17 protein-coding genes are annotated in these 25,680 nt (G+C 72.9%); 10 read left to right on the top strand and 7 right to left on the bottom strand.

Features of this window, described 5'->3' with window-relative positions:
* Positions 1-126: 126 nt before the first annotated feature.
* On the bottom strand, positions 127-1,404 hold the full coding sequence (locus tag ACIRST_RS39315) for an aspartate aminotransferase family protein (protein ID WP_402809002.1): 1,278 nt from the start codon (positions 1,402-1,404) through the stop codon (positions 127-129).
* A 459-nt stretch (positions 1,405-1,863) separates the two neighbouring features.
* Here ACIRST_RS39315 and ACIRST_RS39310 point away from each other — a divergent pair, with 459 nt between their 5' ends.
* Together ACIRST_RS39310 and ACIRST_RS39305 are read left to right on the top strand one after the other, a co-directional pair.
* Positions 1,864-3,270, top strand: coding sequence for a family 16 glycosylhydrolase (locus ACIRST_RS39310; protein ID WP_402808999.1), 1,407 nt, complete (start codon positions 1,864-1,866; stop codon positions 3,268-3,270).
* Between the two features lie 299 nt (positions 3,271-3,569).
* Positions 3,570-4,337, top strand: a complete 768-nt coding sequence (locus ACIRST_RS39305) for a hypothetical protein (RefSeq protein ID WP_350524422.1) — start codon at positions 3,570-3,572, stop codon at positions 4,335-4,337.
* A gap of 54 nt (positions 4,338-4,391) precedes the next feature.
* Here ACIRST_RS39305 and ACIRST_RS39300 read toward each other — a convergent pair whose 3' ends face one another.
* The gene (locus ACIRST_RS39300) at positions 4,392-4,757 is read right to left on the bottom strand and encodes a hypothetical protein (protein WP_402808997.1); all 366 of its coding nucleotides are present in this window, start codon (positions 4,755-4,757) and stop codon (positions 4,392-4,394) included.
* A 315-nt stretch (positions 4,758-5,072) separates the two neighbouring features.
* On the opposite strand from ACIRST_RS39300, the gene ACIRST_RS39295 reads away from it, so the two are divergent.
* A complete protein-coding gene (locus ACIRST_RS39295; protein ID WP_350524424.1) occupies positions 5,073-6,896 on the top strand; it encodes a glycoside hydrolase family 15 protein in 1,824 nt (607 codons plus the stop codon).
* Positions 6,893-7,819 carry a cyclase family protein gene (locus ACIRST_RS39290; RefSeq protein ID WP_350524425.1) on the top strand — a complete coding sequence of 309 codons (927 nt, stop codon included), beginning with the start codon at positions 6,893-6,895 and terminating at the stop codon, positions 7,817-7,819. The genes ACIRST_RS39295 and ACIRST_RS39290 overlap by 4 nt, the downstream gene beginning before the upstream one ends.
* Positions 7,820-7,867: 48 nt before the next feature.
* On the opposite strand, the gene cydB is transcribed toward ACIRST_RS39290, so the two are convergent.
* Both cydB and ACIRST_RS39280 read right to left on the bottom strand, forming a co-directional pair.
* Positions 7,868-8,878 carry a cytochrome d ubiquinol oxidase subunit II gene (gene cydB, locus ACIRST_RS39285; RefSeq protein WP_350524459.1) on the bottom strand — a complete coding sequence of 337 codons (1,011 nt, stop codon included), beginning with the start codon at positions 8,876-8,878 and terminating at the stop codon, positions 7,868-7,870.
* Positions 8,879-8,903: 25 nt separating this feature from the next.
* On the bottom strand, positions 8,904-10,286 hold the full coding sequence (locus tag ACIRST_RS39280) for a cytochrome ubiquinol oxidase subunit I (protein ID WP_350524426.1): 1,383 nt from the start codon (positions 10,284-10,286) through the stop codon (positions 8,904-8,906).
* 312 nt (positions 10,287-10,598) lie between these two features.
* Here ACIRST_RS39280 and ACIRST_RS39275 point away from each other — a divergent pair, with 312 nt between their 5' ends.
* A complete protein-coding gene (locus ACIRST_RS39275) occupies positions 10,599-12,179 on the top strand; it encodes a GMC family oxidoreductase (RefSeq protein WP_350524427.1) in 1,581 nt (526 codons plus the stop codon).
* A 16-nt stretch (positions 12,180-12,195) separates the two neighbouring features.
* Positions 12,196-13,572, top strand: coding sequence for a glucose-6-phosphate dehydrogenase (gene zwf, locus ACIRST_RS39270; RefSeq protein WP_350524428.1), 1,377 nt, complete (start codon positions 12,196-12,198; stop codon positions 13,570-13,572).
* 38 nt (positions 13,573-13,610) lie between these two features.
* On the opposite strand, the gene ACIRST_RS39265 is transcribed toward zwf, so the two are convergent.
* Positions 13,611-15,386 (bottom strand): cation:proton antiporter, encoded by a 1,776-nt coding sequence (locus tag ACIRST_RS39265; protein WP_402808992.1) that lies wholly within the window; start codon positions 15,384-15,386, stop codon positions 13,611-13,613.
* A gap of 121 nt (positions 15,387-15,507) precedes the next feature.
* Positions 15,508-17,322 carry an ABC transporter ATP-binding protein gene (locus ACIRST_RS39260; RefSeq protein WP_402808990.1) on the bottom strand — a complete coding sequence of 605 codons (1,815 nt, stop codon included), beginning with the start codon at positions 17,320-17,322 and terminating at the stop codon, positions 15,508-15,510.
* A 245-nt stretch (positions 17,323-17,567) separates the two neighbouring features.
* Here ACIRST_RS39260 and ACIRST_RS39255 point away from each other — a divergent pair, with 245 nt between their 5' ends.
* Positions 17,568-18,194: a hypothetical protein gene (locus tag ACIRST_RS39255; RefSeq protein ID WP_402808987.1), complete on the top strand. Its 627-nt coding sequence runs from the start codon at positions 17,568-17,570 to the stop codon at positions 18,192-18,194.
* A gap of 83 nt (positions 18,195-18,277) precedes the next feature.
* Here ACIRST_RS39255 and ACIRST_RS39250 read toward each other — a convergent pair whose 3' ends face one another.
* Positions 18,278-18,766 (bottom strand): Lrp/AsnC family transcriptional regulator, encoded by a 489-nt coding sequence (locus ACIRST_RS39250; RefSeq protein ID WP_350524432.1) that lies wholly within the window; start codon positions 18,764-18,766, stop codon positions 18,278-18,280.
* 159 nt (positions 18,767-18,925) lie between these two features.
* Here ACIRST_RS39250 and ACIRST_RS39245 point away from each other — a divergent pair, with 159 nt between their 5' ends.
* From ACIRST_RS39245 to ACIRST_RS39235, 3 genes are all read left to right on the top strand, one after another.
* Complete coding sequence (locus ACIRST_RS39245; protein WP_350524433.1) at positions 18,926-20,605, top strand: histidine decarboxylase; 1,680 nt, start codon at positions 18,926-18,928, stop codon at positions 20,603-20,605.
* 122 nt (positions 20,606-20,727) lie between these two features.
* A complete protein-coding gene (locus ACIRST_RS39240; RefSeq protein ID WP_402808984.1) occupies positions 20,728-22,863 on the top strand; it encodes a SpoIIE family protein phosphatase in 2,136 nt (711 codons plus the stop codon).
* A gap of 181 nt (positions 22,864-23,044) precedes the next feature.
* On the top strand, positions 23,045-25,639 hold the full coding sequence (locus tag ACIRST_RS39235; protein WP_402808983.1) for a SpoIIE family protein phosphatase: 2,595 nt from the start codon (positions 23,045-23,047) through the stop codon (positions 25,637-25,639).
* Positions 25,640-25,680 lie beyond the last annotated feature (41 nt).

The following is a 25,680-nucleotide window of genomic DNA, read 5'->3' as shown; positions in this document are numbered from 1 at the left end:
CCAGTGTTACTGAGCCGGCGACCTCCGAGCTCTACACGTCTTCCGACACACGTTCCCTACCCGACGCTCGTCCGATCTCGGAGGATTTTGGCCACGCTCGGGGACCGCCGGCCGCCCGGGGCGGTGTCAGCAGGCGGCGGCGAGCGAGTCGACGAGGATGTCGAGCCCTTCCCGGGCCTCGTCCTCGGCCAGGGTGAGCGCGGGGGCCATTCGCAGGGCGTGGCCGTAGAGGCCGCCCTTGCCGATGAGCAGGCCCCGCTCCTTCGCGTGCTCCAGCACCCTGGCGGCCAGCGACGGGCTCGGCGATCCCGTGCCGGGGTCGATCAGGTCGACGGCGAACATCAGGCCCTTGCCCCGGACGTCCCGCGCGATCGGCAGCCGTTCCGCCGCCGTCCGCAGGCCGTCGATCAGCAGGCGGCCGAGCCGGTGTGCGTTGGCCTGGAGGTCGTGGGCGAGCAGGTAGTCGAGCGTGGCCCCGGCCGCCGCCGTCGCGATCGGGTTGCCGCCGAAGGTGGAGATGCCGTTGGCCGGGAGTGCGTCCAGCAGTGCGCCGTCCGCGACGACGCCGCCGATCGCGAAGCCGTTCCCCAGGCCCTTCGCGAAGGTCATGGCGTGGGGTGTCACACCGTGGGCCTGGATGCCCCAGAAGTGCTCTCCGGTACGGCCCCAACCCGTCTGCACCTCGTCCGAGACCAGCAGGATCCCGTACCGGTCCAGGGTCTCCCGGTACCTCGCGAGGAGCCCGTCCGGTGCGGCGGTGAAGCCCCCGACGCCCTGGACGGGCTCCACGATCAGGCAGGCGACGTCGGTGGCGGTGGCCGTGTCGAGGACGTGCTGCAGGTCGTCCGCGCAGAAGGCCAGGAACTCCTCGTCGGACAGGTGCGGGAAGCGTGCGCGGTCGGCGCCGTGCAGGTAGTGCACGTTGACGGGGGAGAGCGAGGAGTTCTTCCAGCTCCGGTTGCCCGTCACGGCCGTGGCCGCGTACGAGCGCCCGTGGTAGCTGTTGCGCAGGGCGAGCACCTGGTCGGACCGGCGGGCGTGGGTGGCGAGCAGCAGCGCCGTCTCGTTGGCCTCGGTGCCGGAGTTGGTGAAGAAGACCTTGGCGTTCGGGATGCCCGTCAGTTCCGCGATCCGCTCGGCCAGCTCCACCTGGGGGCGGATGAGGTACAGCGTCGAGGTGTGCGCGACCCCGGTGCGCAGCTGCCGTTCGACGGCTTCCCGGACCTCGGGCACGTCGTACCCGAGCATGTTGGTGAGGATGCCGCCGAAGAAGTCGAGGTAGCTGCGCCCGTCGGAGTCGGTGACGCGGCGCCCCCGGCCGCTCACGATCTCGATCGGCTCGTCGTAGTAGAGCGACATCCACCTCGGCATGACCGCGCGATGGCGGCCGAGCAGGTTCGACATGCGGGGCTCACTCTCCCTGCGACGGCATCGACTTGGTGTTCGACCGGACGGCCGGGACGCGTGGACGGCTGCCGGAGAAGAGAAGCTACCCGACCTCCGCTCCGCAAACCGGTCAAATCGGGCGCGACACGGGCCGCGACTCCACGCGCCGCGACCCGCGGCCGCCCGGTTCCCCGGCCGGATTCGGATCAAGAGTGGGAGCCCCTAGGGGCTTTGGTGTGATTTGTCCGTATTGAGCGAAAAGTGGTGGCCCGCAGGCCCGGTCGGGGAACGGCTTGTGTGCCGAATCACAGCCGGCCGACGGCGGCATCCCGAAACCCCGCCCGACCAGGAGACTTGGCCAGGTGCATGATCAATGCCGCGGATCCGGCCGGGGTATCGAGCTTGCATACCGACCATCCCTCATTCAGGCTGCTGCGAGTCCACAGCCGAGGGGGGAACGAAAGGGTCCTTCCTCGTATGGCGAAACACTCGAAGCACCGCCGCAGCACGACCGGCGGGCGCCGCTTCCTCGCGCTCGGGATCGCGCTGGCCGCCACCGGAACCGGCGCAGCCGCCTGGGCCATGCCCAGCACCTCGACGGAGCCGGTCGTGGTCGACTCGATCTCGGTCACGCCGACCGGTTCCGCCGCCGGCAGCCCGGTCACGGCCACCGCCAAGCTGCACGCCACGCGCCAGACCGCGGTCCAGGCGCTGACCATCGCGGTGCGGTCGGCCAACGGCGCCCACTACGACTTCCGCGGTGCGATCCCGGCCACCCTGACCTCCTCGCAGCTCACGTTCACGCCGGAGAGCCGCACCTTCCCGGCGGGCACGTACACGTACTTCGTGGCGTACGAGAGCGCCAACCGCTGGCACAACCTGAGCCCGGTGAACACCTTCACCTCGGGTGCCCCCTCGGCCCCGGCGTCGAGCCCGTCGCCCACGGCCACCGGGACGGCCACCGCCTCGCCGTCGCCGACCGCCACCGCGAGCGCCACGGCGACGCCCTCGCCCACCGCGACCGCGAGCGCCACGGCGAAGCCGTCCCCGACTGCCACGGGTACGCCCTCGCCCACCGCCACCGCGACGGGCACGCCGTCGCCGACCGCCACCGCCACCGGTACGCCCTCGCCCACCGCGACCGCGTCCGCCACGGGCACGCCGTCGCCGACCGCCACGCCCACGGCGACCGGCGGCGCCTCCGCCGGGCCGGTCGGCGTCCCGGGCACCTGGCACCAGGTCTTCGCGGACGAGTTCAACGGCAGCTCGCTCGATGCCGCCAAGTGGAACCCCAACTGGTTCGGCTGCAGCACCTGCACGACCCAGCCGGTGAACTCCCAGGAGTCCGCCGCGTACTCCCCGTCCCAGGTCGCGGTCAACGGCGGCAGCCTGCACCTGACGGCGGTCCAGAAGCCGGCCACCGTGAACGGCAAGACCTACCCGTACACCTCGGGCCTGATCAACACCAACGGCAAGGCCCAGTTCACCTACGGTGCGTTCGAGGCCCGGATCTACCTGCCGCCGTCCGGCTCGCAGGTCGCCAACTGGCCCGCGTTCTGGACGGACGGCCAGAGCTGGCCGACCGACGGTGAGATGGACGTGATGGAGGGCCTGGGTGGCGACGCCTGCTACCACTTCCACTCCGACGCGGGCGGCCCCGGCAGCTGCGCCCACGGGGACTACAGCGGCTGGCACACCTACGGCGCGGAGTGGGCGCCGGGCTCGGTCACCTACTACTACGACGGCGTGAAGGTCGGGCAGATCACCACCGGCATCACCTCGGCGCCGATGTACCTGATCCTGAACAACGCGGTCGATTCCAAGTACCCGGCCGTCGCCCCGGCCGACATGCAGGTCGACTACGTGCGGGTGTGGCAGCACTGACCCCACCGCCCTGACAGCGGCCCGGCCGCGCGGACTCCCACCGCGCGGCCGGGCCGCTGCGTCGCACGTGCCGGCCCCGGCTTGCCGAGGCCCCGGCGACCCCGGCCCCGGCGACCCCCGTCCGTCGAGACCCGCCCGAAGGGGGAGCGGGCGAGGGCCTGCGACCACTGCTGCCGGTGCCCCGAGGGCGTCGGCCCGGACGAACCGGAACCGCTCGCCCCGCCCGCACGTCATCTCCCGCGGGGCGTCGAAGACTTGACGCCCTGAAGCTCTTCACCGCCGAGGCCCCGAGGAGATCCATGGTCGACACCGTCAGCTCCCTGACCACCCGTCTGCACGAAGTGCTGGTGGAGTTCCTGAGCAAGGGGCCCGGCGTGGGGACCAGGGGCCTCCACGACGTCGTCGCCCGTGCCGGGGCGCTCGGCCCCGCGGGTGCCTGGCTCGCCGCGTCGGGCCACGCGAGCCTCGCCGGGCTGGCGTGGGCGCAGGGGCAGGCGGACACGACCGTCCTCCACCTGGAGGCCGCGGTGTCCGGGGGCTTCAACGACTGCGTGGCGCTCCACATGGCCCCCATGCTTCCGCTGCACCGGGACCCCCGCTTCCGGGCCCTGTACGAGCGGATGCGCATCACCCAGGCCGACCTCGACGAGTACTTCTGGCTGCACCGCGAGATGCAGATCATGGTGAGGGACGCCCAGGACGCGACCGTCGACAACATCGGCCGCCTCGACACCGGGGTGTCGCTGCTCCCGCAGGCCCCCCTGCCGACCCGCGAACCGAACACGCCGGGTGTCCTGATCACCCGCCTCGATGTCGCCGCGGCCCAGACCGCGATCCAACAGGCCGCCGTGAAGGCGGAGTTCCAGCGCAGCGCCGGCAACACCAGCCTCGATCTGATCGACGGCTCGTGGGACCAGCCCCGTGCGATGCGCGACGCCTGGTACGCGGACGAGCTGGAAACCCGGCGCCGGCGGGCCGCCGAGGCCCGGGCCTTCGTCGAACGCCCCGGCGCCGACACCACGCTCGTCCCCTGCCCGCCGCTGGGCTCGATCACCTACCCGGGCTGATCGCCGCGGCCCGGCCGGCCCCCGCAGCCCTGCGGGGGCCGCGGGGGCGGTCACTCAGGCTCCGGTCAGCCACTCTTCTTCGAGACCGTGGAGAACGAACCCGTTCTCGAAGCGCACCTTGTAGGTGATCCGGGCACCGGCTCCGCCGTCGTACGCCGAGTACTGGACGACGCGCTGACGGAGGTTGTCGATCAGGCTCGCCGCGAAGGGGTCGAACTGTTGGCCGCGGATCTGCTGGTCGAAGCTCGCGAGGTGGTCCTGGGCACCGCCGCCGGCCTCCTTCGCCGAGCCCGTGACGATGCCCTGCAAGCCCTCGGCCAGGAACAGCGGACCGGGGGAGCCGCCCCTGGCCACTGCGCCGTCCGCGGTGACCTGCACGTCCCTGGTCAGCTTCACCCTCGCGCCGGTCTCGTACGGCATGGGTGGTCCCCCCTCGTTCGATCTTGGCCTGACGCAGGCAAGCGTAGTCGGGGAGCCGTGGTGGGAAAGGGTGTTCGACGAGTCGGCGGCCCGTGGTCCGCGCCGACCGTGAGGTTGAAGACGAAACGACCGCGGGTCGCAAGGAGGGCGATCCCGCCGGGTGGACCCGGCCCGGGACAACAGGCCCCATGGCGGACGGCCGCCTGGTCAGGGCGGGTCCGGCGGTCACATCGCGCGCGCGGGCCGAACATACCGGACAGTGGCAGCAGAAGGACTTTCATCGGACGGAGTCCGGCAGACCTTCGGAGAAACGCCATGGAGCGCTACCCACTCATCGCCGACCACGGCCTCGTGGGGGACCTGCAGACCACCGCGCTGGTGTCCGCGGAGGGCGTCATCGACTGGTTCGCGGCCCCGAGATTCGACTCACCGAGCGTGTTCGCCGCGTTGCTGGACCACGACCGGGGCGGCTACTTCCGCCTGTCGCCGGAGCATCCCGAGGACACCCGCAGGCAGCTCTACTACCCGGACACGGCCGTCCTGGTCACCCGCTTCATGTCGCCGGACGGCGTCGGCGAGGTGGTGGACTGGATGCCGCCCGACCGCACCCAGCGCCCCACCGACCGGCACACCCTGGTCCGGCTGGTGCGGGCGGTGCGCGGCAGGGTCCGCTTCACCCTGGAGTGCCGGCCGCGCTTCGACTACGGGCGGGCCGCCCACGAGCTGCGGCTCGGCCCCGAGGGCGCCTCGTTCCGCGCACCGGGCATCGCCGCACACCTGCAGAGCACCTTCCCCCTGGTGCGGGACGGGGACGACGTCCGCGGCGAGGTGGTCCTGGACGCCGGAGGGTCCGCCGGGGCCCAGCTGACCGTCTGCGGACCCGACGGCGAGGCGCCCGCGCCGCTCGACCTCGGCGCACTCCACGAGCAGATGTGGGAGGTCGGCGAGTTCTGGCAGAACTGGGTGCGCACATCCCACTACCGCGGCCGCTGGCCGGACATGGTGAACCGCTCGGCGATCACCCTCAAGCTGCTCACCTACTCGCCCACGGGCGCGCCGATCGCCGCGGCCACCATGGGCCTGCCCGAGCAGGTCGGCGGTGAGCGCAACTGGGACTACCGCTACTCCTGGGTCCGTGACGGCGCGCTGTCGGTCCGGGCGTTGCTGGACCTCGGGTTCGTCGAGGAGGCGGCCAGGTTCACGAGGTGGCTCGGGGACCGGATGCACGACCGGGCGGACTCCCCGGGGGAACGCCTGCAGATCATGTACCGCGTCGACGGGGACCCCAACCTCACCGAGGAGATCCTGGACCACCTGGAGGGCTACCGCGGCTCCCACCCCGTGCGGGCCGGGAACGCCGCCGCCGACCAGCTGCAGCTCGACATCTACGGCGAGGCGCTGTACGCGCTGGCGGAGGGTCATGAGCTCGGCGCGCAGTCGGGCTACCACGGCTGGAAGGGGCTCGCCCGCACGGTGGACTGGCTGGCCGAGACCTGGGACCGGCCCGACGAGGGCATCTGGGAGACCCGCGGCGGGCGCCAGAACTTCACCTACAGCCGGGTGATGTGCTGGGTCGCGTTCGACCGGGCCCTGCACCTGGCCCAGCAGTACAGCAGGCCCGCCGACACCGTGCGCTGGACGGCGGCCCGCGACGCCATCCTCGAACAGGTCATGGAACACGGGTGGAGCCAGACCGAACAGGCGCTCGTCCAGCACTACGACGGCGACGTCCTGGACGCCTCGCTGCTGCTCATTCCCCGGTTGCGGTTCATCGCCCCGAGGAGTCCGGGCTGGCTTAACACGCTGGACGCCATGGAACGCAAGCTGGTCTCCGACAGTCTGGTCTACCGCTACGACCCGGCCGCCTCGCCGGACGGCCTGCGCGGCTCGGAGGGCACCTTCAGCCTGTGCACGTTCCTGTACGTGGACGCGCTGGCCAGGGCCGGGCGGCTGCGCCAGGCGCGCTACACCTTCGAGAAGATGCACACCTACGCCAACCACGTCGGTCTGTTCGCCGAGGAGATCGGGCCCAGCGGCGAGCAACTGGGCAACTTCCCCCAGGCGTTCACCCACCTCGCGCTGATCATGGCCGCCACCACGCTGGACGAGGCGCTCGACAAGCAACAGCGGCGCGGATGACCGCCGGACAGGCAGCGCAGAGCGCAGCCGACTTCGGCGAGCTGTACCGGGCGCTGCGCTCGCGGACGGCGTGGGCCGCCGGCGAGCGCGGCGCGCTGGTGGCGCTCACCCCCGCGCGCGTGGCGGCCGCCGCCGCCGAGGTGCGGACCGGCCGTACGGTCGGCCTCGCCGCGCCCGTGCAGACCCGGCCGGGACCGGACGACCCCGAGCCGGCGCAGCACAGCATGACGGCGGTGCCGGACGGCCGGACGGGCGGGCTCGACTTCGCGATGGACCGTTTCGCCATGAACGTGCACGGCGACGCCGACAGCCACCTCGACGCCCTGTGCCACGTGGTCTACGACGGCACGCTGCACGGCGGCGTGCCGGCGGACGTCGTCACGGCGTCCGGGGCCGCGGCGCTGTCCGTCGAGGCGGCCCGGGACGGGATCGTCGGCCGCGGTGTCCTGCTCGACGTCCCGCGGCTGCGTGGCGTGCCGTGGCTGGAGCCGGGCGACCACGTCGGCGCGGAGGACCTCGCCGCGGCCGAGGCCGCCCAGGGCGTCCGGGTGGGCGAGGGCGACCTGCTCCTCGTCCGGGTCGGCCACCGCAAGCGCCGCGCCGAGCTCGGGGCCTGGCCCTCCGCGCGGGCGCGGGCCGGGCTCCACCCGTCCGCGCTGGAGTTCCTGGCGGACCGCCGGGTCTGCGTGCTCGGCGGCGACGGGAACAACGACACCGCCCCGAGCCCGACGGAGGGCGTCGACTTCCCGGTGCACGTCCTGGCCGTGCACGCGATGGGGCTGCACCTGCTGGACTACCTGTGCTTCGAGGAGCTGGCGCCGCTCTGCGCGCGGGAGGGGCGGTGGGCGTTCCTCTGCGTGGTGGCCCCGCTCCGGCTGCCGGGCGCCACCGGCTCCCCGGTCAACCCGGTCGCCGTCCTGTGAGGGCCGTGAGGGTTGTGAGAGCCGTGAGGGGCTGTGAGGGCCGTGAGGCTACTCCGCCGACGTCCGGAAGTGCGCGGTGGTCAGCCGCAGCCGGAACACGTGGTACGTCCAGCCCTGGTAGGCCAGGACGACCGGCAGCAGGACGGCCACCACCACGGTCATCACCTTGAGCGCGTAGTGACCGGACGCGGTGTTCTGCACGGTCAGGTCGAACGCGGAGTCGGTGCTCGACACCATGACCCGGGGGTAGAGCTCGACGAAGAGCGAGATCACCGTGGTGGCCATTCCGACCGTGGTGGCGGCGAAGGCCCAGCCCTCGTGTCCGGCGCCGACCAGCCAGGCGGCGGCGAACACGGCCAGGACCGCGGCGAGTTCGGCGAGGTTGATCAGGACGCCGCGGCCGGCGGTGGAGTGCGTCCAGGTGACGAACGCCAGCACCACCAGGCCGACGACGGGGGCGGACCGCCGGGCCAGCAGGTTGGCCCGGCGGCGGAGGTCGTCGGTGCTCTTGAGCGCGATGAACGTCGCCCCGTGCAGGACGCACAGCGCGACCAGGGTGATGCCGGTGAAGACCCCGTAGCCGGTGAACAGGTCGGCGAACGAGCCGGTGTACTCCTGGTCGGCCCCGATCGGCAGGCCGTACAGCAGGCCGCCCAGCGCGATCCCGATCACCAGCGGCACGATCAGGCTGCCGGCGGTCAGCAGGACGTCCCAGGTGGAGTGCCAGCGGGCGCTGTCGACCTTGCCCCGGAACTCGAACGAGACCCCGCGGACGATCAGCCCGACCAGCAGCAGGACCATGGCCAGGTAGAAGCCGGAGAACATGGTCGCGTACCAGCTCGGGAAGGCCGCGAACATCGCCGCCCCGGCGGTGATCAGCCACACCTCGTTGCCGTCCCACAGCGGCCCGATCGTGTTGATCGCGGCCCGGCGCCCGGCCTCGTCCCGCGCCAGCAGCGCGTGCAGCATGCCGACGCCGAGGTCGAAGCCCTCCAGGACGAAGAAGCCCGTCCACAGCGCGGCGACCAGGATGAACCAGAAGACGGCGAGTGCGTCCATCACGACCTCGGGGTGAGTCGGGACCTCAGTAGGTCACGGCGGGGACGGGCTGGTCCTCGTTCGGAGCCGCAGCGGCCTCCTTGCGGGCGTACCGCGCCAGCAGCACGCCGGCGACGGCGGCCAGCGCGGCGTAGAGCAGGAAGAACACCAGGATGCTGATCACGACGTCGGTCGTGTCGACGGACGGGGAGACGGCGTTCCTGGTGAGCTGCATGCCCTGCACGATCCACGGCTGGCGGCCGCTCTCGGTCAGCAGCCAGCCCGCGGTGTTCATGAGGAACGGCAGCACGACCGCCCACTGGGCGACCCGCAGGAAGAGGCGGGACGAGCCCAGTCGTCCGCGTCTGAGCAGCCACAGCCCCCAGAGGCCGACCAGGAGGGCCAGCGTGGCGAGGTAGGCCATGACGCGCATGGACCAGTACTGGATGAAGACGTTGGGCACGTAGTCGCCCGGACCGTACTCCTGCTCGTACTGGCTCTGGACGGTGTTGAGCCCGAGCACCTGGCCGTTCCAGCTGTTGGTGGCCAGCAGCGAGAGCAGGTGCGGGATGGCGATGAACTTCGTCGGGTCCTGGTCGTTCTTGCCGCCGCCGATCTGGAAGACCGAGAACGCGCACGGCTGGCAGGTGTCCCACTGCGCCTCGGCGGCGGCGATCTTCATCGGCTGGTACTTGCCCTCGGTGACGCCCAGCTCGCTGCCGACGAGCATGGCGAACAGCAGGGCGGGCGTCAGCGCGACCAGGGCGAGCCGGGCGGAGGGCCGGAACAGCCCGGGGTCGGCCCCCTTGCGCAGCTGCCAGGCCGAGACGGCGAGCATGACCATGGCCCCGGTCACCAGGGAGGCCAGCAGGGCGTGCAGATAGCCCCGCAGGAACACCGGGTTGGTGAACAGCGCCCAGACGTCGCTCAGCTGCGGCCGGCCGGTGGACGGGTCGATCGTGTAGCCGACCGGGTGCTGCATCCAGGAGTTGGCCGCCATGATGAACGCCGCCGACAGCGCGCTGCCGGCCGCCACCGCCCAGACCGTTGCCAGGTGCACCCGCTTCGGCAGCTTGTCCCACCCGAAGATCCACAGCCCGAGGAACGTCGACTCCAGGAAGAAGGCCGCGAGCCCCTCCATCGCCAGCGGTGCGCCGAAGACGTCCCCGACCGTGCGCGAGTAGCCCGACCAGTCCATGCCGAACTGGAACTCCTGGACCAGGCCGGTCACCACGCCGACCGCGACGTTGATCACCAGGAGCGTCCCGAAGAAGCGGGTCAGCCGCAGGTAGTCGGGCCGCCCGGTGCGGTACCAGACGGTCTGCAGCAGGGCGATCAGGAACGCGAGGCCGATCGTCACCGGGACGAAGAGGAAGTGGTAGATCGACGTCATCGCGAACTGCAGCCGGGCGAGGTCGAGCTGACTCATCGTCCCAGGCAAGCAGCCCGGGGCGGGAGGCGCGCGGTGACACGGCGAGCTCCGGCGGCCCGCCCACCGGATGGCGCAGCCGGCCCCGCGCAGCCGGGCCCACGCGGTCGGCGGTCACCGTCGGCGGTGCGGGCGCGGTGCGGGCGCGGCCACGCGCCCGGTCGCGGGCCGGATCCGGAGCCCGCGCCGGGGCGATCAGGTGAACGCGGCCGCCCGCGGGGCCCGTCGCGCCCTGCCCCGCGCGGCCGCCCGTTACCTTCCGGTCTTGCAGTGAATGTCCGATTTCCCCACCGGCGCGAAGGGCGGGCCCGCGTGGCCGACGACCAGCACTACGACGTCATCGTGATCGGCACCGGCGCGGGCGGCGGCACGCTCGCCCACCGGCTCGCCCCCACCGGCAAGCGCGTCCTGATCCTGGAACGCGGTGACTACCTGCCGCGGGAGCGGGACAACTGGGACTCCACCGCCGTCTTCGTCCAGGGCCGCTACCGCGCCCCCGAGTTCTGGTACGACAAGCACGGCGACCGGTTCCCGCCCGAGGTGAACTACTACGTCGGCGGCAACACCAAGTTCTACGGCGCCGCGCTGTTCCGGCTGCGGCCCGAGGACTTCGGCGAGCTCCGCCACCACGGCGGGATCTCACCCGCCTGGCCGATCCGCTACGAGGACCTGGAGCCGTACTACACGCAGGCCGAGCACCTCTACCTGGTCCACGGGCGACACGGTGAGGACCCGACCGAGGGCCCGTTCAGCGCCCAGTACGCCCACCCGCCGGTGGAGCACGAGCCCCGCATCCAGCAGCTCAGCGACGACCTGGAGAAGAAGGGCCTGCACCCGTTCCACCTGCCGATCGGGGTGAACCTCACCCAGGACGGCGACGGCAACGCCACCCGCACCAGCGCCTGCATCCGCTGCGACCGGGTGGACGGCTTCCCGTGCCTGCTCGACGCCAAGTCCGACGCCCAGGTCATCTGCGTCGACCCCGCCCTGGAGCACGGCAACGTGTCGATGGTGACCGGCGCGAACGTACGGCGGCTGGAGACCGACCCGACCGGACGCACCGTCACCGGGGTCGTCGCCGAGCTGACGGACGGGACGGTGACGACCTTCCGCGCGGACATCGTGGTGGTCGCCTGCGGAGCCGTCAACTCCGCCGCCCTGCTGCTGCGTTCGGCCAACGACCGGCATCCGGGCGGGCTGGCCAACAGCTCGGACGTGGTGGGCCGCCACTACATGCGGCACAACAACCTGGCGCTGATGGCGGTCTCCAGGGAGCCCAACCCCACCCGCTTCCAGAAGACCCTCGCCCTGCACGACTGGTACCTGGGCGCCGACGACTGGGACTACCCGCTCGGCGGCATCCAGATGCTCGGCAAGTCCGACACCGACCAGATCCACGGCGAGGCGCCGCGCTGGGCGGGCACGGTCACGCCCGACCTGCCGTTCGAGGTGCTGGCGCACCACTCGGTGGACTTCTGGCTGTGCGGGGAGGACCTCCCGCTGCCCGGGAGCCGGGTCACCCTCGACCGCGACGGCGACATCCACCTCGCCCTCGACGAGAAGAACAACACCGCCGGGCTGGAACGGCTCCGGCACAAGCTCCAGGGCATGCTCGGCCACCTCGGCATGCACGAGCACCACCTGCTGCCGCACAGCATCTACCTGCACAAGGGCATGCCCATCGGCGCCACCGCCCACCAGGCCGGCACCGTGCGCTTCGGCGACGACCCCCGCAGCTCCGCCCTCGACGTGGACTGCAAGGCCCACGACCTCGACAACCTCTACGTCGTGGACACCAGCTTCTTCCCCAGCATCGGCGCGGTGAACCCGTCACTGACCGCCATCGCCAACGCCCTCCGGGTCGGCGACCTCATCGCCGCCCGACTGAAGTAGAGCAGGAGAGACCGAGATGGCGACCGATCGGATGGACGCGCTGGTGATCTTCGGTGCGACCGGAGACCTGGCCAAGCTGGAGACCTTCCCGGCCCTCGTCGGCCTGGTCGAGCGCGGCGTGCTCGACGTCCCCGTCGTCGGGGTGGCCAAGAGCGGCTGGGGCCTGGAGCAGTTCCGCGACTACGCGGCGGCCTCGCTGCGCCTCAACGGCATGGACCCGGACACCGCAGCCGCGCAGAAGATGCTGGGACTGCTGCGGTACGTCGACGGCGACCTCGACGACGACGCCACCTACGCGGCGATGTCCGAGGCCATGGGCCCCGGCGGCAGCGCCCTGTACTACCTGGAGGTGCCGCCCCCGCTGTTCGGGCGCATCGCCCGGGGCATCGCGACCGCCGGCCGCGCCAAGGGCGCCCGGGTGATGGTCGAGAAGCCGTTCGGGACGGACCTGGAGAGCGCCGGGCGGCTCAACGCCACCATGCACGAGTACTTCCCGGAGGACGCGATCTACCGGGTCGACCACTGGCTCGGGCTCGACCCGGTGGAGAACGTGCTGTTCGCCCGGTTCGCCAACTCGGTGGTCGAGCCGCTGCTCAACCGCACCCACGTGGAGAGCGTCCAGATCACCATGGCCGAGGCCTTCGACGTCTCCGACCGCGGCCGGTTCTACGACCGCACCGGCGCGATCCGCGACGTGGTGCAGAACCACATGCTCCAGGTCCTGGCGAGCGTCCTGGCCGATCCGCCCTCCGGGTCGGGGCTGTCCTCGTGGCGGGACGCGAAGGCCCAGCTGGTGTCCTCACTGCGCCCGCTCAGCCCCGCGACCACCGTGCGCGGCCAGTACGAGGGCTACCAGCAGGTGCCCGGGGTCGAACCGGGGTCGACCGTGGAGACCTTCGCCGCCGTCCGGCTCGCGTCCGACTCCTGGCGCTGGGCGGACGTGCCGATCGTCATCCGGGCCGGCAAGTGCCTGCCGGTCACCGCCACCGAGGTCCGCGTCAAGTTCCGGGCCGCGCCGCACGACGTCTTCGGCCTGCGGCCCGGGCCGGCCGCCAACGCCCTGAGGTTCCGGGTCTGGCCGGAGACCCAGGTGGCGCTCACCCTCGCCGGGAAGCGCCCCGGTGCGGCCTGGGCGGCCCAGCACGAGGAGCTCTCCTTCGCGCAGCAGCCGGGATCGGACATGCGCCCCTACGACCGGCTCATCGGCGCCGCCCTCGACGGGGACCGCTGGCTGTTCGCCAGGCAGGACACCGTGGAGGCCGCCTGGCGGATCGTCGACCCGGTGCTGGGGGACGCCACCCCGGTGCACCCGTACGCCAGAGGCAGCTGGGGCCCCGGGGCCGCGGACGCGCTGCTGCCCGCGGGCGACGCCTGGTACGACCCGATCGCCTGACGCCCGGCCCAGCCCAGCCCGGCCCAGCCCAGCCCGGCTCAGCCCGACCCGGCCCCGGCAGGCCGGGCCGGGCCGAGCAGGACCAGGACGTCCCCGGCCTCCTCGGCCGGCGCGCGGCCCCCGACGACCGGGGCGAGCGAGCCGTCGGAGCGGATCCGGAACAGCAGGTCGTACCCGGCGGGGACGGTCCCGCCGGCGGACCTCGCCACCACCGGCGCCCCGTCGGCGTACCGGCGGTCCAGCGCCGGCCGGACCAGGGCTTCGCCGAACAGGATCTCGCCGCCGGTGTACGGGGCCACCACCCCGTGGCTGCCGTGCGGCGGCCCCAGGCGGTAGACGGGGCCCTCGACGCTGCCCTGCAGGATCGTCGAGGCGAGCGCGTTGAAGTCGTCCTCGTCGGTCAGCAGCAGGACGGCCGTGATGCCCTCCAGTTCCGCGCCCTGCCCGGTGGCCGCCGCCAGCAGCTCACCCGGCGCCAGCTGGAGGCCGGACTCCCTGATCCGTTCGCGCTCCGGTTCGAGGCCGGCCCACATCAGCACGTCCAGGCCCGCCGACCGGAGCACCCGGCCGAGTTCCACCACCCACTGCGCGCCGCCGACCAGCAACGGCCGGGAGCGGGCGGAACGCCTGACGTCCAGCAACCGCGCGGCCGGCACCGCGGTGAACCCGTAGACCGCCACCGTGGTGACGATGACCAGGAAGGTCGCCGGAAGGATCTTCGCGGCCCCGCCGACGCCGTCCGCGACCAGCGTCGTGGAGAACGTCGAGGCCGTGGCGGCCGCGACGATGCCGCGCGGGGCCATCCAGCCGATGAACGCGCGCTGGCCCTGCGGGAGGTCCGTTCCGAGCGTGGACAGCGCCGCCACCAGCGGTCTGACGACGACGACCAGCACGGCGACCAGGCCGAGCGTCGGGAGTACGACGTCGACGAGCGTGTCGGGGGTGATCGTCGCCGAGATGGAGATGAACAGCAGTCCGATGATCAGCTGGACGAGCGTCTCGAAGAACGGGTTGCGGGAAGGGACGTCGAAGGACGGGACGTTGACGACGGCCATGCCCATCACCACGGCCGCGATGAGTCCGGTGTCGTCACGGAGGGTGTCGCAGACCGCCGCGGTGCCGATCACCGTGGCCAGCTGCACCGACGTACCGAGCGGCTCGGGGATCCGGAACCTGCCCAGCAGCAGCCACAGCACCACCGATCCGACCAGGCCGCCGGCGAACCCGACCGCCAGGCTCAGCAGCAGCTGGCCGGCCCGTTCGCCGAAGTGGTCATGGGTGCTCGCGACGATCGAGTGGAAGACCAGGGCGCCCAGGATCGCGCCGATCGGGTCGATCAGCGAACCCTCCCAGGTGAGGATCCGCTGGAGCCGTTCCACCGGCCGCACGAAGTTGAGCAGCGGCCCGACCACCGTCGGACCGCTCACCACGAGGATCGCGCCGAGCATCAGCGCGGCACGGGAGGACATCCCCAGGAACTGCGCCGCGAGCAGGGCGGCCGGGATCCCGGTGAGCACCACGCCGAGCAGGAGCAGCCTGACCACGACGCGCCGGTCGTGCCCCCGGAGGTGCCTCAGGTCCAGACCGAGCCCCGCGTCGTAGAGGATCAACGCCACGGAGAGCGACACCAGGGGGGAGAACGTGGCGCCCAGCAGCCGCTCGGGGTCGATGTCGTCGGTGAGCGCGCCCGCGGTGAACCCGACCGGCAGCAGGACGATCAGTGCGGGAACGCGCAGCCATCTCGCCAGCAGCTGGGAGCCGACCGCGAGCACGACGGTCAGCCCCAGACCCAGGAAGATCGCGTCGGTGGTCATGGATCCGCACTGTGCTGGCGCCGACCACACGAGTCAAGCACGACACGGCCGTACGGCGCCGACCGGCCCTGCGGGGAGTCGACGCCCTACGGTGCGGTCGGCCGCCGCCGGGGAGCGCGCGTCAGTGCAGGTCGGCCTGCGCCCGGGTGTCGTCCAGGAAGCCGCCCGACTGGTGCTGCCAGAGCTTGGCGTAGGCGCCCTCCGAGGCGAGCAGCTCCTCGTGGGTGCCCTGCTCGACGATGCGCCCGCGGTCGAGGACGACGAGTCGGTCCATCCTGGCGACCGTGCTCAGCCGGTGCGCCACCACGAGCGCGGTGCGCCCCTTCATCAGCTCCCAGAGCGCCTCCTGGACGAGGAGTTCGCTCTCCGAGTCCAGCGCGCTGGTCGCCTCGTCGAGCAGCAGGATGGGCGCGTCGCGCAGGATGGCCCGGGCGAGGGCGACCCGCTGCCGCTGCCCGCCGGAGAGCTTGATGCCGCGCTCGCCGACCATGGTGTCGAAGCCGTGCGGCAGGGCGTCGGTGAACTCCGTGACGTGTGCGGCCTCGGCGGCCCGGCGGACCTCGGCGTCGGTGGCGTCCGGCCGGGCGAACGCGATGTTGTCCCGCAGCGTCCGGTGGAACATGGCCGGGTCCTGCGGGACGTAGGCGATCAGGCTGCGCAGGTCGGCCTGCCGCAGGCGGCTGATGTCCTGACCCCCGATCAGGATCCGGCCGCCGTCGATGTCCGTCATCCGCAGCAGCAGCCTGGTGAGGGTCGTCTTCCCGCCGCCGGAGCGGCCGACGAGCCCGAACTTCGCCCCGCCCGGCACCGTGAGGTCGAGGCCCCGGAAGATCGGGTTCGCGCCCGCGTGGGCGAAGTCCACCTGCTCGAAGCGGATGCCCGAGTCCCGGTGCAGCAGCGGTTCCGGCGAGGCCGGGTCGAGCACGGTGGGCGGAGTCAGCAGCAGCTCGGTGAACTGCGCGGCCTCCGTGAGCGATCGCTCCAGCCGCCGGTAGATCTGGTTGAACTCGAACATGATCCGCGTCGCGTTGCTGTAGTAGGTGAAGGCGACGACCACCGCCTCGACGCCGTGCCCGCCCCCGCCGAGCGCCACCGCGAGCAGGAGGCCGAGGGCGTTGGTGAGCACCGACAACGGCGCGACCAGGGTGTCGATGCGCAGGTTGCCGTAGTCCCACGAGCGCAGGGAGAGCCGGCGCGACTCCGCGACGCGGGCCCGGTGCTCGGCGGCCTCGCCCTCCTCGGCCGCGAACGCCCGGACGGTGTCCATGTTCATCAGGCTGTCGGCGACGTGGCCGGAGACCCGGGCGATCGACTCCTCGCGCTGGTCGACCAGCGCCTGGCGGCGGCGGACGAGCGGCGCCACGACCAGCGCCGTCAGCGTGATCATCGCCAGCAGCCCGACCACGAGGAGCGGTTCGTAGCGCCACAGCACCACCGAGCCGAACAGCAGCGGCACGAGGCTGCCCACGACCGAGAACGTCAGCGTGTCGACGAACTCCTCGAACCGGGAGGCGAAGCTCAGCACCCGTTTGGTCAGCGACCCGGCGAAGTTGTCGTGGAAGAACGCCGCGTCCTTGGCGAGCAGTTCGTCCATGCCGATCACGTACAGGTGCTCGATCCCGAGGGCGTCGAGGCGGTTCAGGTAGTGCAGGCCGACGCGCCACAGCGCCTCCCCGGCCAGCAGGGCGGCGGCGAAGCCCAGGACGTACGGCAGCATCGAGCCGAGGTCCGTCCCGCTCCGGCCGGAGATCCGGCCGACGAGCTTCGCCACGGCCAGGGGCGCGAGGTAGTTGATGCCGATGTTGCCCAGGGCCGGCAGCAGCATGCCGGGCAGCGTCACGCCCGGGCGCCGGAACAGCTCCCGGCCGTAGTAGCGGAGTGCGAGGAGGACCGAGCGCTTGCCCGGCGCTCCCCGGAGTGATTCGGACGATCCCATCCCGACTCCATGGTGTCGTACGGAAGGCCATCAACTTCCCCTCACGAGTGCATCCGTGACTGCTCGTCAGGAAGACTCGGAGAGGGAAGGGTTCGCAGTCTCCCGCGGGAGCGCCGGAGGAGTCCACGCGTTTTCCGTCCGGCACGGTGCCGCCTGCGGGCGTCGGCGCTCCGCCGGCACGGTGCCGGCGGAGCGCCGACGTGGCGTCCGCGCCCGGGCCGCCTTCCTGGGGGAGCATGGCCTCCATGGACACCGAGACGGTCGTACGTACCCGCCGCGCCCTGCACGCGGTGGCCGAGCTGGTGCTGGCCGGGCCGCAGTACCGGGCCGGCGGCACGATCCGGCTGCGCGCCTGCGCGGGCGGCTTCGCCACCACGGTCGAGCCGAGGCTGCGGGTGGTCGGCGCGGAGCTGGTCGCGGCGGGGCGGGTCATTTCACTCGAACGGACTACCTGCAGCGTCATCGGCGCGGCCCTCGGGATCACGGTCGGGGCGCCCGCGGGGCTGTACGGGGAGGGGTCGGGCGGCGCCGGCGGCCACACGATCGAGGTGGACCCGACCGCCGCCCGGTGGCTCGCGCACTGCTTCGCGCTCGGCGACGCCGCTATGAACGGGCTGTTCCCCGGTGTGGACCCGGTCATCTGGCCCGAGCACTTCGACATCGGGGTGACCGTCGACGGCGTGAACTACGGCGTCTCGCCCGGCGACGCGGCCCGGCCGGAGCCGTACGCGTACGTCGGCCCGCACGCCCCGCGGCAGGGCGGGTTCTGGAACGCGCCGTTCGGTGCGGCCCGGACGATCCGTGAACTCGGCGGCGTGGCGGGCGTCACGGCGTTCCTGGACGAGGGCCGCCGGCTGGCGGCCGGCGCCTGACGGGCCGCGGTCCCGGCCGGTTCAGCGGCCGCCGGCGACGGCCCGGACCCGGCGGAGCACCGCCGCGGACGGCGCCCCCGTGGTCAGGCGCGCTCCAGGTAGCGGCGCCCCGGTATCTGCTCGAAGATCAGGTTGGTGCGGGTCTGGGCCACCGCCGGGTGGGTGGTGAGGTGGTCGACGACGAAGTCGCGCAGGGCCTCGGGGCCGGCGACGCCGACGTGCAGGAGGTAGTCGTCGGAGCCGGCCATGTGGAAGACGGCCAGGACGCCGGGCAGGTCGGGGGCGGTGCCGCGGAAGCTCTCGTTCTGCTCGCGGGTGTGGGCGCGCAGCCGGACCGAGATCATCGCCTGGAGCGGCAGGCCGATGGCCGCCGGGTCGATCTCGGCGCGGTAGCCGCGGATGACGTCGCGCTCCTGGAGGGCGCGGACGCGGGCCAGGCAGGTGGAGGGGGCGATGCCCACCTGCTCGGCGAGGGCGTTGTTGGGGAGGCGGGCGTTGTCGGCCAGGGCACGGATGATCGCCCGGTCGGTGTCGTCGATGGGGGTCCGCCCGCGCTGCGGATTGTTCGGCATACCCGCCAGGATTCCAGCCGGTTCCGTCGATGAGCAAACCTGTTCGGGCTTCGACCGAATCTTCTTCGGGAGAGCTTCCGGGATTCGCCGGAAAGTTCCATCCTGGGCGCGAGCGGCGACCGCTCCTCGATCTCCCACCACGCCCGGAGTGCCCCGCCCATGAGCCCGACCGCCACCTTCGCCGCACCCGACACCGACACCGCCGCCGGGACCGCCGCGGCGACCGCCGTCGACCCGGGCCCGGAGCTGGACTGCGGTGACTTCGTGCTCCCCGCGACCGGGCTGGACGACGAGCGGCGGCTGCGCGCCCTGGACACGGTGGACGAGTACCTGACGCGCAAGCGCAAGCACCTGGTCGGCTACCAGGCCACCCAGGACATGCAGGGCACCGCGCTGGACCTGGCCCGGTTCATGCCGAACAACATCAACAACCTCGGAGACCCGTTCCAGAGCGGCGGCTACAAGCCGAACACCAAGGTCATCGAGTGCGCCGTCCTGGACTACTACGCGAAGCTGTGGCACGCGGAGCGCCCGCACGACCCGGCCGACCCCGAGTCGTACTGGGGCTACATGCTGTCCATGGGCTCGACCGAGGGCAACATGTACGCGCTCTGGAACGCCCGCGACTACCTCAGCGGCAAGGCGCTCATCCACCCGCCGACCGCCCCCCGGGACGAGCTGCGCTACGTCCAGGCCGCGCCGGACCGGCACAACCCGAACGCCCACCGTCCGGTCGCGTTCTACTCCGAGGACACCCACTACTCCTTCGCCAAGGCCGTCCGCGTGCTGGCCGTCGAGACCTTCCAGGCCGTCGGCCTGGAGCTGTACCCGGACGAGTGCCCGCTGGTCGACCCGGCCACCGGGCGCCGCGAGTGGCCGGCCGAGGTGCCCTCCCGCCCCGGCCCGTCCGGGTTCGCGTGGGACGGCACCGGCGAGATCGACGTCGACGCGCTCACCCTGCTGGTCGAGTTCTTCGCCGCCAAGGGGCACCCGGTCTTCGTCAACCTCAACCTCGGCAGCACCTTCAAGGGCGCGCACGACGACGTCCGGGCGGTCTGCGAGCGCCTGCTGCCGATCTTCGAGAAGTACGGCCTGGTGCGGCGCGAGGTGGTGTACGGAACGGACGAGCTGACCGGCGAGCCGCTGGTCGACGTGCGCCGCGGCTTCTGGATCCACGTGGACGGCGCGCTCGGCGCGGGCTACGCACCGTTCCTGCGGATGGCCTCCCAGGACCCGGCGTACGGCTGGACGCCGGAGACCGAGCTGCCCGAGTTCGACTTCGGGCTCGCCCTGCCCACCGCCGGACACGGCGAGGTCGACATGGTCTCCTCGATCGCGATGAGCGGCCACAAGTGGGCCGGCGCGCCGTGGCCGTGCGGCATCTACATGACCAAGGTGAAGTACCAGATCTCGCCGCCGTCCCAGCCGGACTACACGGGCGCGCCCGACACCACCTTCGCCGGCTCCCGCAACGGCTTCTCGCCGCTGATCCTCTGGGACCACCTGTCCCGCCACTCCTACCAGGACCAGGTCGACCGGATCCGGACCGCGCAGGAACTCGCCGACTACCTGGAGCGGCGCCTGCAGGCCATGGAGCAGGAGCTCGGCGTCGAGCTCTGGCCGGCCCGCACCCCGGGCGCCGTCACCGTGCGCTTCCGCAAGCCGAGCGCCGAACTGGTCGCGAAGTGGTCGCTGTCCTCGCAGGACGTGCTGCTCGTCCCCGGCGACGAGTCCACCCGGCGCAGCTACGTGCACGTGTTCGTGATGCCCTCGGTCGACCGCGCCAAGCTGGACGCCCTGCTCGCCGAGCTCGCCGAGGACCCGGTCCTCCTGGGCTGACCCGCCCGGAGCCGCCCGCTCCGGTCATCACGCGGCGGGCACGACGGGACGTACGGTGCGGGCCGGGCCACTATGGGAGGGGGCCTACGGGCCCACTGGTCGGCTCGAATGGGGTGCTCGTGATGGGCGTGCCGCGGGATCGGTCGCCGGGGCCCGGACACCTGGCCACCGGGGCACCGGCCGGACGCGGTCTGGACGCGGCCGCGGAGGTCCTGCGGTCGGCGCCGGCCCGGCTCGACGCGCACAGCGGCGGGCTCTACCTGCTGTCGGAGGACGGGCAGCTGCTCGAACTCGCCGTGACGCTGGGGTCCGCCCGGCAGTTCACCAGGCCGTGGCAGCGCGTCGGCCTGACCGCGCCCGTACCGGTGGCCGACGCGGCGCGCAGCGGCCGGATCGTCTGGGTGGGCGGCACGGCGCACATGGCGCGCAGGTACCCGAGGGTCGCGGTCGCCATGCCGTACGCGTTCTGCCTCGCGGCCGCTCCGGTCGTCTCGCGCGGGACGGTGTACGGGGTCGTCTTCGTGCTCTGGCCGGCCACGCACCCGCCGGAGATGTCGGCCGGCGAACGGGAGCGGTTCGCCGCGTTCGCCGGGCGCCTGGCCGACGTGCTGGCGGACGAGGCCGCCGCCGGCCGCGCGGCCCGGGCCGGGCCGCGCCCCGAGCCGGCCGAACGCGGCACCACCGCCCCGCTGACCGCGATGGCGGCGCGGCTCCCGGAGGGCGTGTGCGGCATCGACCTGGACGGCAGGCTGGCCGCGGTCACCCCGACCGCCGCCGAGCTGCTGGGCGAACCGGTCGAGCGGCTGGTGGGCGCGCGGCCGTGGACGGTCCTGCCGTGGCTGCGGGACCCGGTGTACGAGTACCACTACCGGGCCGCGGTGATCAGCGGGCAGGCCACCTCCTTCGTCGCGCTGCGCCCGCCGGACCGCTGGCTCTCGTTCGAGCTCTACCCGGACCCGTCCGGACTGACCGCGCGGATCGTCCCCGCCGACGCCGCCGGCCGCTCCCGGCCCGCCGGCACCCCGCCCGAGCGGGCGACGCACACCCGGCCCGGAGCGCTGTACCACCTCCTCCACCTGGCCGGCGCGCTCACCGAGGCCGTCAGTGTGCAGGACGTGGTGACCATGGTCTCCGAGCAGATCGTGCCGGCCTTCGGCGGCCAGGCCGTGGCGGTGCTGCTGGCCGAGGGGGGCCGCCTTCGCATCGTGGGCCACCGCGGCTACCCGCCCGGGCTGGTCGACCGGTTCGACGGCACCCCGCTGACCGAGTCCACCCCCGGTGTCCAGGCGTCCACCAACCCGGTGCCGGCCTACTTCGAGACCCGCGAGGACCTGGAACGGCTCTACCCGGGCCGCGAGGAGACGCAGGACGGGATGGCCGCCTGGGCCTACCTGCCGCTGGTGACCTCGGGCCGGCTGATCGGCACCTGCGTGCTGGCCTTCGCCGAGCCGCACCACTTCGACCTGGAGGAACGCGCCGTCCTCACCTCGCTCGGCGGGCTGATCGCCCAGGCCCTGGACCGCGCCCGGCTGTACGACACCAAGCTCGGCCTCGCCCAGGGCCTCCAGGAGAGCCTGCTGCCCCGCGCGCTGCCGGACGTCCCGGGCCTGGAGGTCAGCGCCCGCTACCTGCCCGCCACCGAGGGCATGGACATCGGCGGCGACTTCTACGACCTCATCCGGGTCGGGCCCGACAGCGTCGCCGTCGTGATCGGCGACGTCCAGGGCCACAACGTCAACGCCGCCGCGCTGATGGGCCAGGTCCGCACCGCCGTCCGCGCCTTCGCCACCGCCGACTCCGATCCGAGCACGGTGCTCTCCCGCACCAACCGGCTGGTGGCCGACCTGGACACCTCGCTGCTGGCCAGCTGCGCCTACCTGCGCGTCGACCTCGCCCGCCGCGAGGCCTGGCTGGCCGACGCCGGCCACCCCGTGCCCCTGCTGTACGGCCCGAACGGGCGGGCGCGCGCACTGGAGCCGCTCGTCGGCATGGTGCTGAACGTCGACCCCGCCGCCGACTACCCGCAGATCCGGATCGGCCTGCCGATCGGCACCACCCTGGCCCTGTACACCGACGGCCTCATCGACACGCCCGGGGCGGACCTCGACCGGGCGCTGGCCGACCTGACCGCCACGCTGGCCCGGCACGGCGGCGAACCGCTCGACCGGCTCGCCGACGCCCTCGTCGACCGGGCCGGCCACGGCGAGTACCGCACGGACGACGTCGCGTTGCTGCTGATCCGGGCCGTGCCCCGCTAGCCGTGTCCGGTTCCGGCCGGGGCGGGACCATGGGTGTATGGCGAAAGACACGGATCCCGACCCCCGGGCTCCGGGCGCCGCGACTGGTCGTCGCGGGCGGCAGCATCCACGCCCGGTCCCGGGGGACCCTTCGGTACGGCGTCTGCGGTCGGTGCTGAGCATCCGCAGTGTCGCCGGTCAGATGTTCCTCCTGCAGGTGACGATCGTGCTGCTGCTCGTGGTGGCGGCGGTCGTGGCGCTCCTGGTGGAGTCCCGCAGCGACCGGTTCGCGGCGGCGCGCGACCGCTCGCTCGCCGCGGCCGAGGCGTTCGCCCACAGCCCCGGCCTGGTGGCGACCATGCAGGGGCCCGACCCCAGTGCGGTGCTGCAGCCGCTCACCGAGGCGGCCCGCAAGGACGCCAACGTCGACTTCATCGTGGTGACCGACCGGAACGGCATCCGCTACACCCACCCCGAGCCGGAGCAGATCGGCAAGAAGTTCGTCGGCACCATCGGGCCCTCGCTGCACGGCCTGGTCACCGTCGAGCAGGTGCACGGCCCGCTCGGCCTGGAGTACCAGGTGGTCGTCCCGGTGGAGGACGGCCACGGCGGGGTCGTGGGCATCGTGTCCGCCGGGATGAAGGTCGCCAACGTGAGCAGCGCGATCGACCGCCAGCTGCCCGTCGTCCTGGGCGCGGGCACCCTCGCGCTGGGCCTGGCCACGGCCGGGACGGCGCTGGTGGGCAGACGTCTCCTGCGGCAGACCCACGGCCTGGGGCCGGAGGAAATGACCAGGATGTACGACCACCACGACGCGGTGCTGCACGCGGTGCGCGAGGGCGTGGCCATCGTCGGCGGCGACGGCCGGGTCCTGCTCGCCAACGACGAGGCGCGCCGGCTGCTGGACCTGCCGGACGACGCGGAGGGGCGGGCCGTCACCGACCTCGGCCTCGATCCGCGGACGACCGAGCTGCTGCTGTCGGACAGCGCGGTCACCGACGAGGTGCTGCCCGTCGGTGACCGCCTGTTGGCCGTCAACAACCGCCCCACCGACAGCGGGGGAGGCCCGCCCGGCAGCGTCACCACCCTGCGGGACTCCACCGAGCTGCGCGTCCTGGCGGGGAAGGCCGAGGTCGCCCGCGGCCGGCTGAGCCTGCTGTACGACGCGAGCATGGCCATCGGCACCACCCTGGACGTCCGGCGCACCGCCGAGGAGCTCGCCGAACTGGCCTCCCGGGAGTTCTGCGACTACGCCACCGTCGACCTCGCCGAGGAGGTCCTGGTCGGCGAGGAGCCGCGGACCCTGACGGTCGGCACCCCGGTGGAACTGCAGCGCGTGGCCGTCGCGGGCATCCACGAGGACTCGCCGCTGTACCGCCCGGGGGAGCTGGTCACCTGGGCCGGGAGCACCCCGCACGCGGCCGGCTTCGTCAGCGGACACTCCGCGCTGGTTCCCGACGTGGAGACCGACGCCGGGTGGCGCCGGCAGGACGCCGAGCGCACGCAGGCCGTCCTGGACTTCGGCCTGGTGTCGATGATCGCCGTTCCGCTGACGGCGCGCGGCGTGCTGATGGGCGTCGCCTGCTTCTGGCGCGGCCGGGACCGGGTCCGGTTCGAGGAGGACGAGCTCTCGCTGGCCGAGGAGCTGGCCGCCCGGGCCGCCGTGTCCATCGACAACGCCCGCCGCTTCACCCGCGAGCACACCATGGCCGTCACCCTGCAGCACAGCCTGCTGCCGCGCGCGCTGCCCGAGCAGAGCGCCCTGGACGTCGCCTACCGCTACCTGCCCGCCCAGGCCGGGGTCGGCGGTGACTGGTTCGACGTCATCCCGTTGCCGGGCGCCAGGGTCGCCCTCGTCGTGGGCGACGTGGTCGGCCACGGCATGCACGCGGCCGCCACCATGGGCCGGCTGCGCACCGCCGTCCAGAACTTCTCCACGCTCGACCTCCCGCCGGACGAGCTCCTCGGACACCTGGACGAACTGGTCGCCCACCTGGACCAGGAGGCGGCCGCGGCCGGCGGCGAGCTCGCGATCACCGGCGCCACCTGCCTCTACGCGATCTACGACCCCAGCACCGCGACCTGTGCGCTGGCCCGGGCGGGCCATCCCCCGCCCGCGCTCGTCCACCCGGACGGCACGGTGGAACTGCTCGGCCTCCCCGCCGGTCCGCCGCTCGGCCTGGGCGGAATGCCCTTCGAGGCCGTGGAACTGCGACTGCCGCCGGGCAGCAGCCTGATCCTCTACACCGACGGCCTCGTCGAGGACCGCACCCGCGACATCGGGGCCGGGCTGGACCTCCTCACGGGCGTCCTGAGCGGCTCCGAGCGGTCCCCCGAGGAACTCTGCGACGCCGTGCTCGACGCCCTGCTGCCCGCCCGCCAGAGCGACGACATCGCCCTCCTCGCCGCCCGCACCCGCGTGCTGGAGCCGGACCGGACCGCCGAGTGGGCGGTGGAATCGGCTCCGGAGGCGGTGGCCCGGGTCCGGGCCGAGGCCACCCGGCAGCTCGCCGCGTGGGGTCTGGACGAGGCCGGCTTCGTCACGGAACTGGTGCTCAGCGAGCTGGTGACCAACGCCATCCGCTACGGCACCGAGCCGGTCACGGTCCGGCTGCTGTACGACCGCACGCTGATCTGCGAGGTCTCCGACAGCAGCAGCACCGCTCCGCACCTGCGCTACGCGGTCGAGGACGACGAGGGCGGCCGCGGCCTGTTCCTCGTCGCCCGGCTCACCGAACGCTGGGGCGTCCGCTACACCCCCGCCGGAAAGATCATCTGGGCCGAGCAGTTCCTCTGACCCCGACGCCGGTTCCGGCCCCACCGCCCGCGGCGGGGCCG

Origin of the sequence: Kitasatospora sp. NPDC101447 (assembly GCF_044767225.1) — a bacterium.
Lineage (GTDB): Bacteria > Actinomycetota > Actinomycetes > Streptomycetales > Streptomycetaceae > Kitasatospora.
The sequence above is the reverse complement of the archived record's forward strand: the minus strand, read 5'-3'. Positions and strand labels throughout refer to the sequence as shown.

Bases quoted from the DNA above. Each gene is read 5' to 3' on its own strand.
- ACIRST_RS39290 (WP_350524425.1), top strand. From the start codon at position 6,893: ATGACCGCCGGACAGGCAGCGCAGAGCGCAGCCGACTTCGGCGAGCTG.
- ACIRST_RS39240 (WP_402808984.1), top strand. From the start codon at position 20,728: ATGGGCGTGCCGCGGGATCGGTCGCCGGGGCCCGGACACCTGGCCACC.
- cydB (WP_350524459.1), bottom strand. From the start codon at position 8,878: ATGGACGCACTCGCCGTCTTCTGGTTCATCCTGGTCGCCGCGCTGTGG.
- ACIRST_RS39250 (WP_350524432.1), bottom strand. From the start codon at position 18,766: ATGCCGAACAATCCGCAGCGCGGGCGGACCCCCATCGACGACACCGAC.
- ACIRST_RS39315 (WP_402809002.1), bottom strand. From the start codon at position 1,404: ATGTCGAACCTGCTCGGCCGCCATCGCGCGGTCATGCCGAGGTGGATG.
- ACIRST_RS39295 (WP_350524424.1), top strand. From the start codon at position 5,073: ATGGAGCGCTACCCACTCATCGCCGACCACGGCCTCGTGGGGGACCTG.
- ACIRST_RS39305 (WP_350524422.1), top strand. From the start codon at position 3,570: ATGGTCGACACCGTCAGCTCCCTGACCACCCGTCTGCACGAAGTGCTG.
- ACIRST_RS39235 (WP_402808983.1), top strand. From the start codon at position 23,045: ATGTTCCTCCTGCAGGTGACGATCGTGCTGCTGCTCGTGGTGGCGGCG.
- ACIRST_RS39310 (WP_402808999.1), top strand. From the start codon at position 1,864: ATGGCGAAACACTCGAAGCACCGCCGCAGCACGACCGGCGGGCGCCGC.
- ACIRST_RS39245 (WP_350524433.1), top strand. From the start codon at position 18,926: ATGAGCCCGACCGCCACCTTCGCCGCACCCGACACCGACACCGCCGCC.
- ACIRST_RS39300 (WP_402808997.1), bottom strand. From the start codon at position 4,757: ATGCCGTACGAGACCGGCGCGAGGGTGAAGCTGACCAGGGACGTGCAG.
- zwf (WP_350524428.1), top strand. From the start codon at position 12,196: ATGGCGACCGATCGGATGGACGCGCTGGTGATCTTCGGTGCGACCGGA.
- ACIRST_RS39265 (WP_402808992.1), bottom strand. From the start codon at position 15,386: ATGACCACCGACGCGATCTTCCTGGGTCTGGGGCTGACCGTCGTGCTC.
- ACIRST_RS39255 (WP_402808987.1), top strand. From the start codon at position 17,568: ATGGACACCGAGACGGTCGTACGTACCCGCCGCGCCCTGCACGCGGTG.
- ACIRST_RS39260 (WP_402808990.1), bottom strand. From the start codon at position 17,322: ATGGGATCGTCCGAATCACTCCGGGGAGCGCCGGGCAAGCGCTCGGTC.
- ACIRST_RS39280 (WP_350524426.1), bottom strand. From the start codon at position 10,286: ATGAGTCAGCTCGACCTCGCCCGGCTGCAGTTCGCGATGACGTCGATC.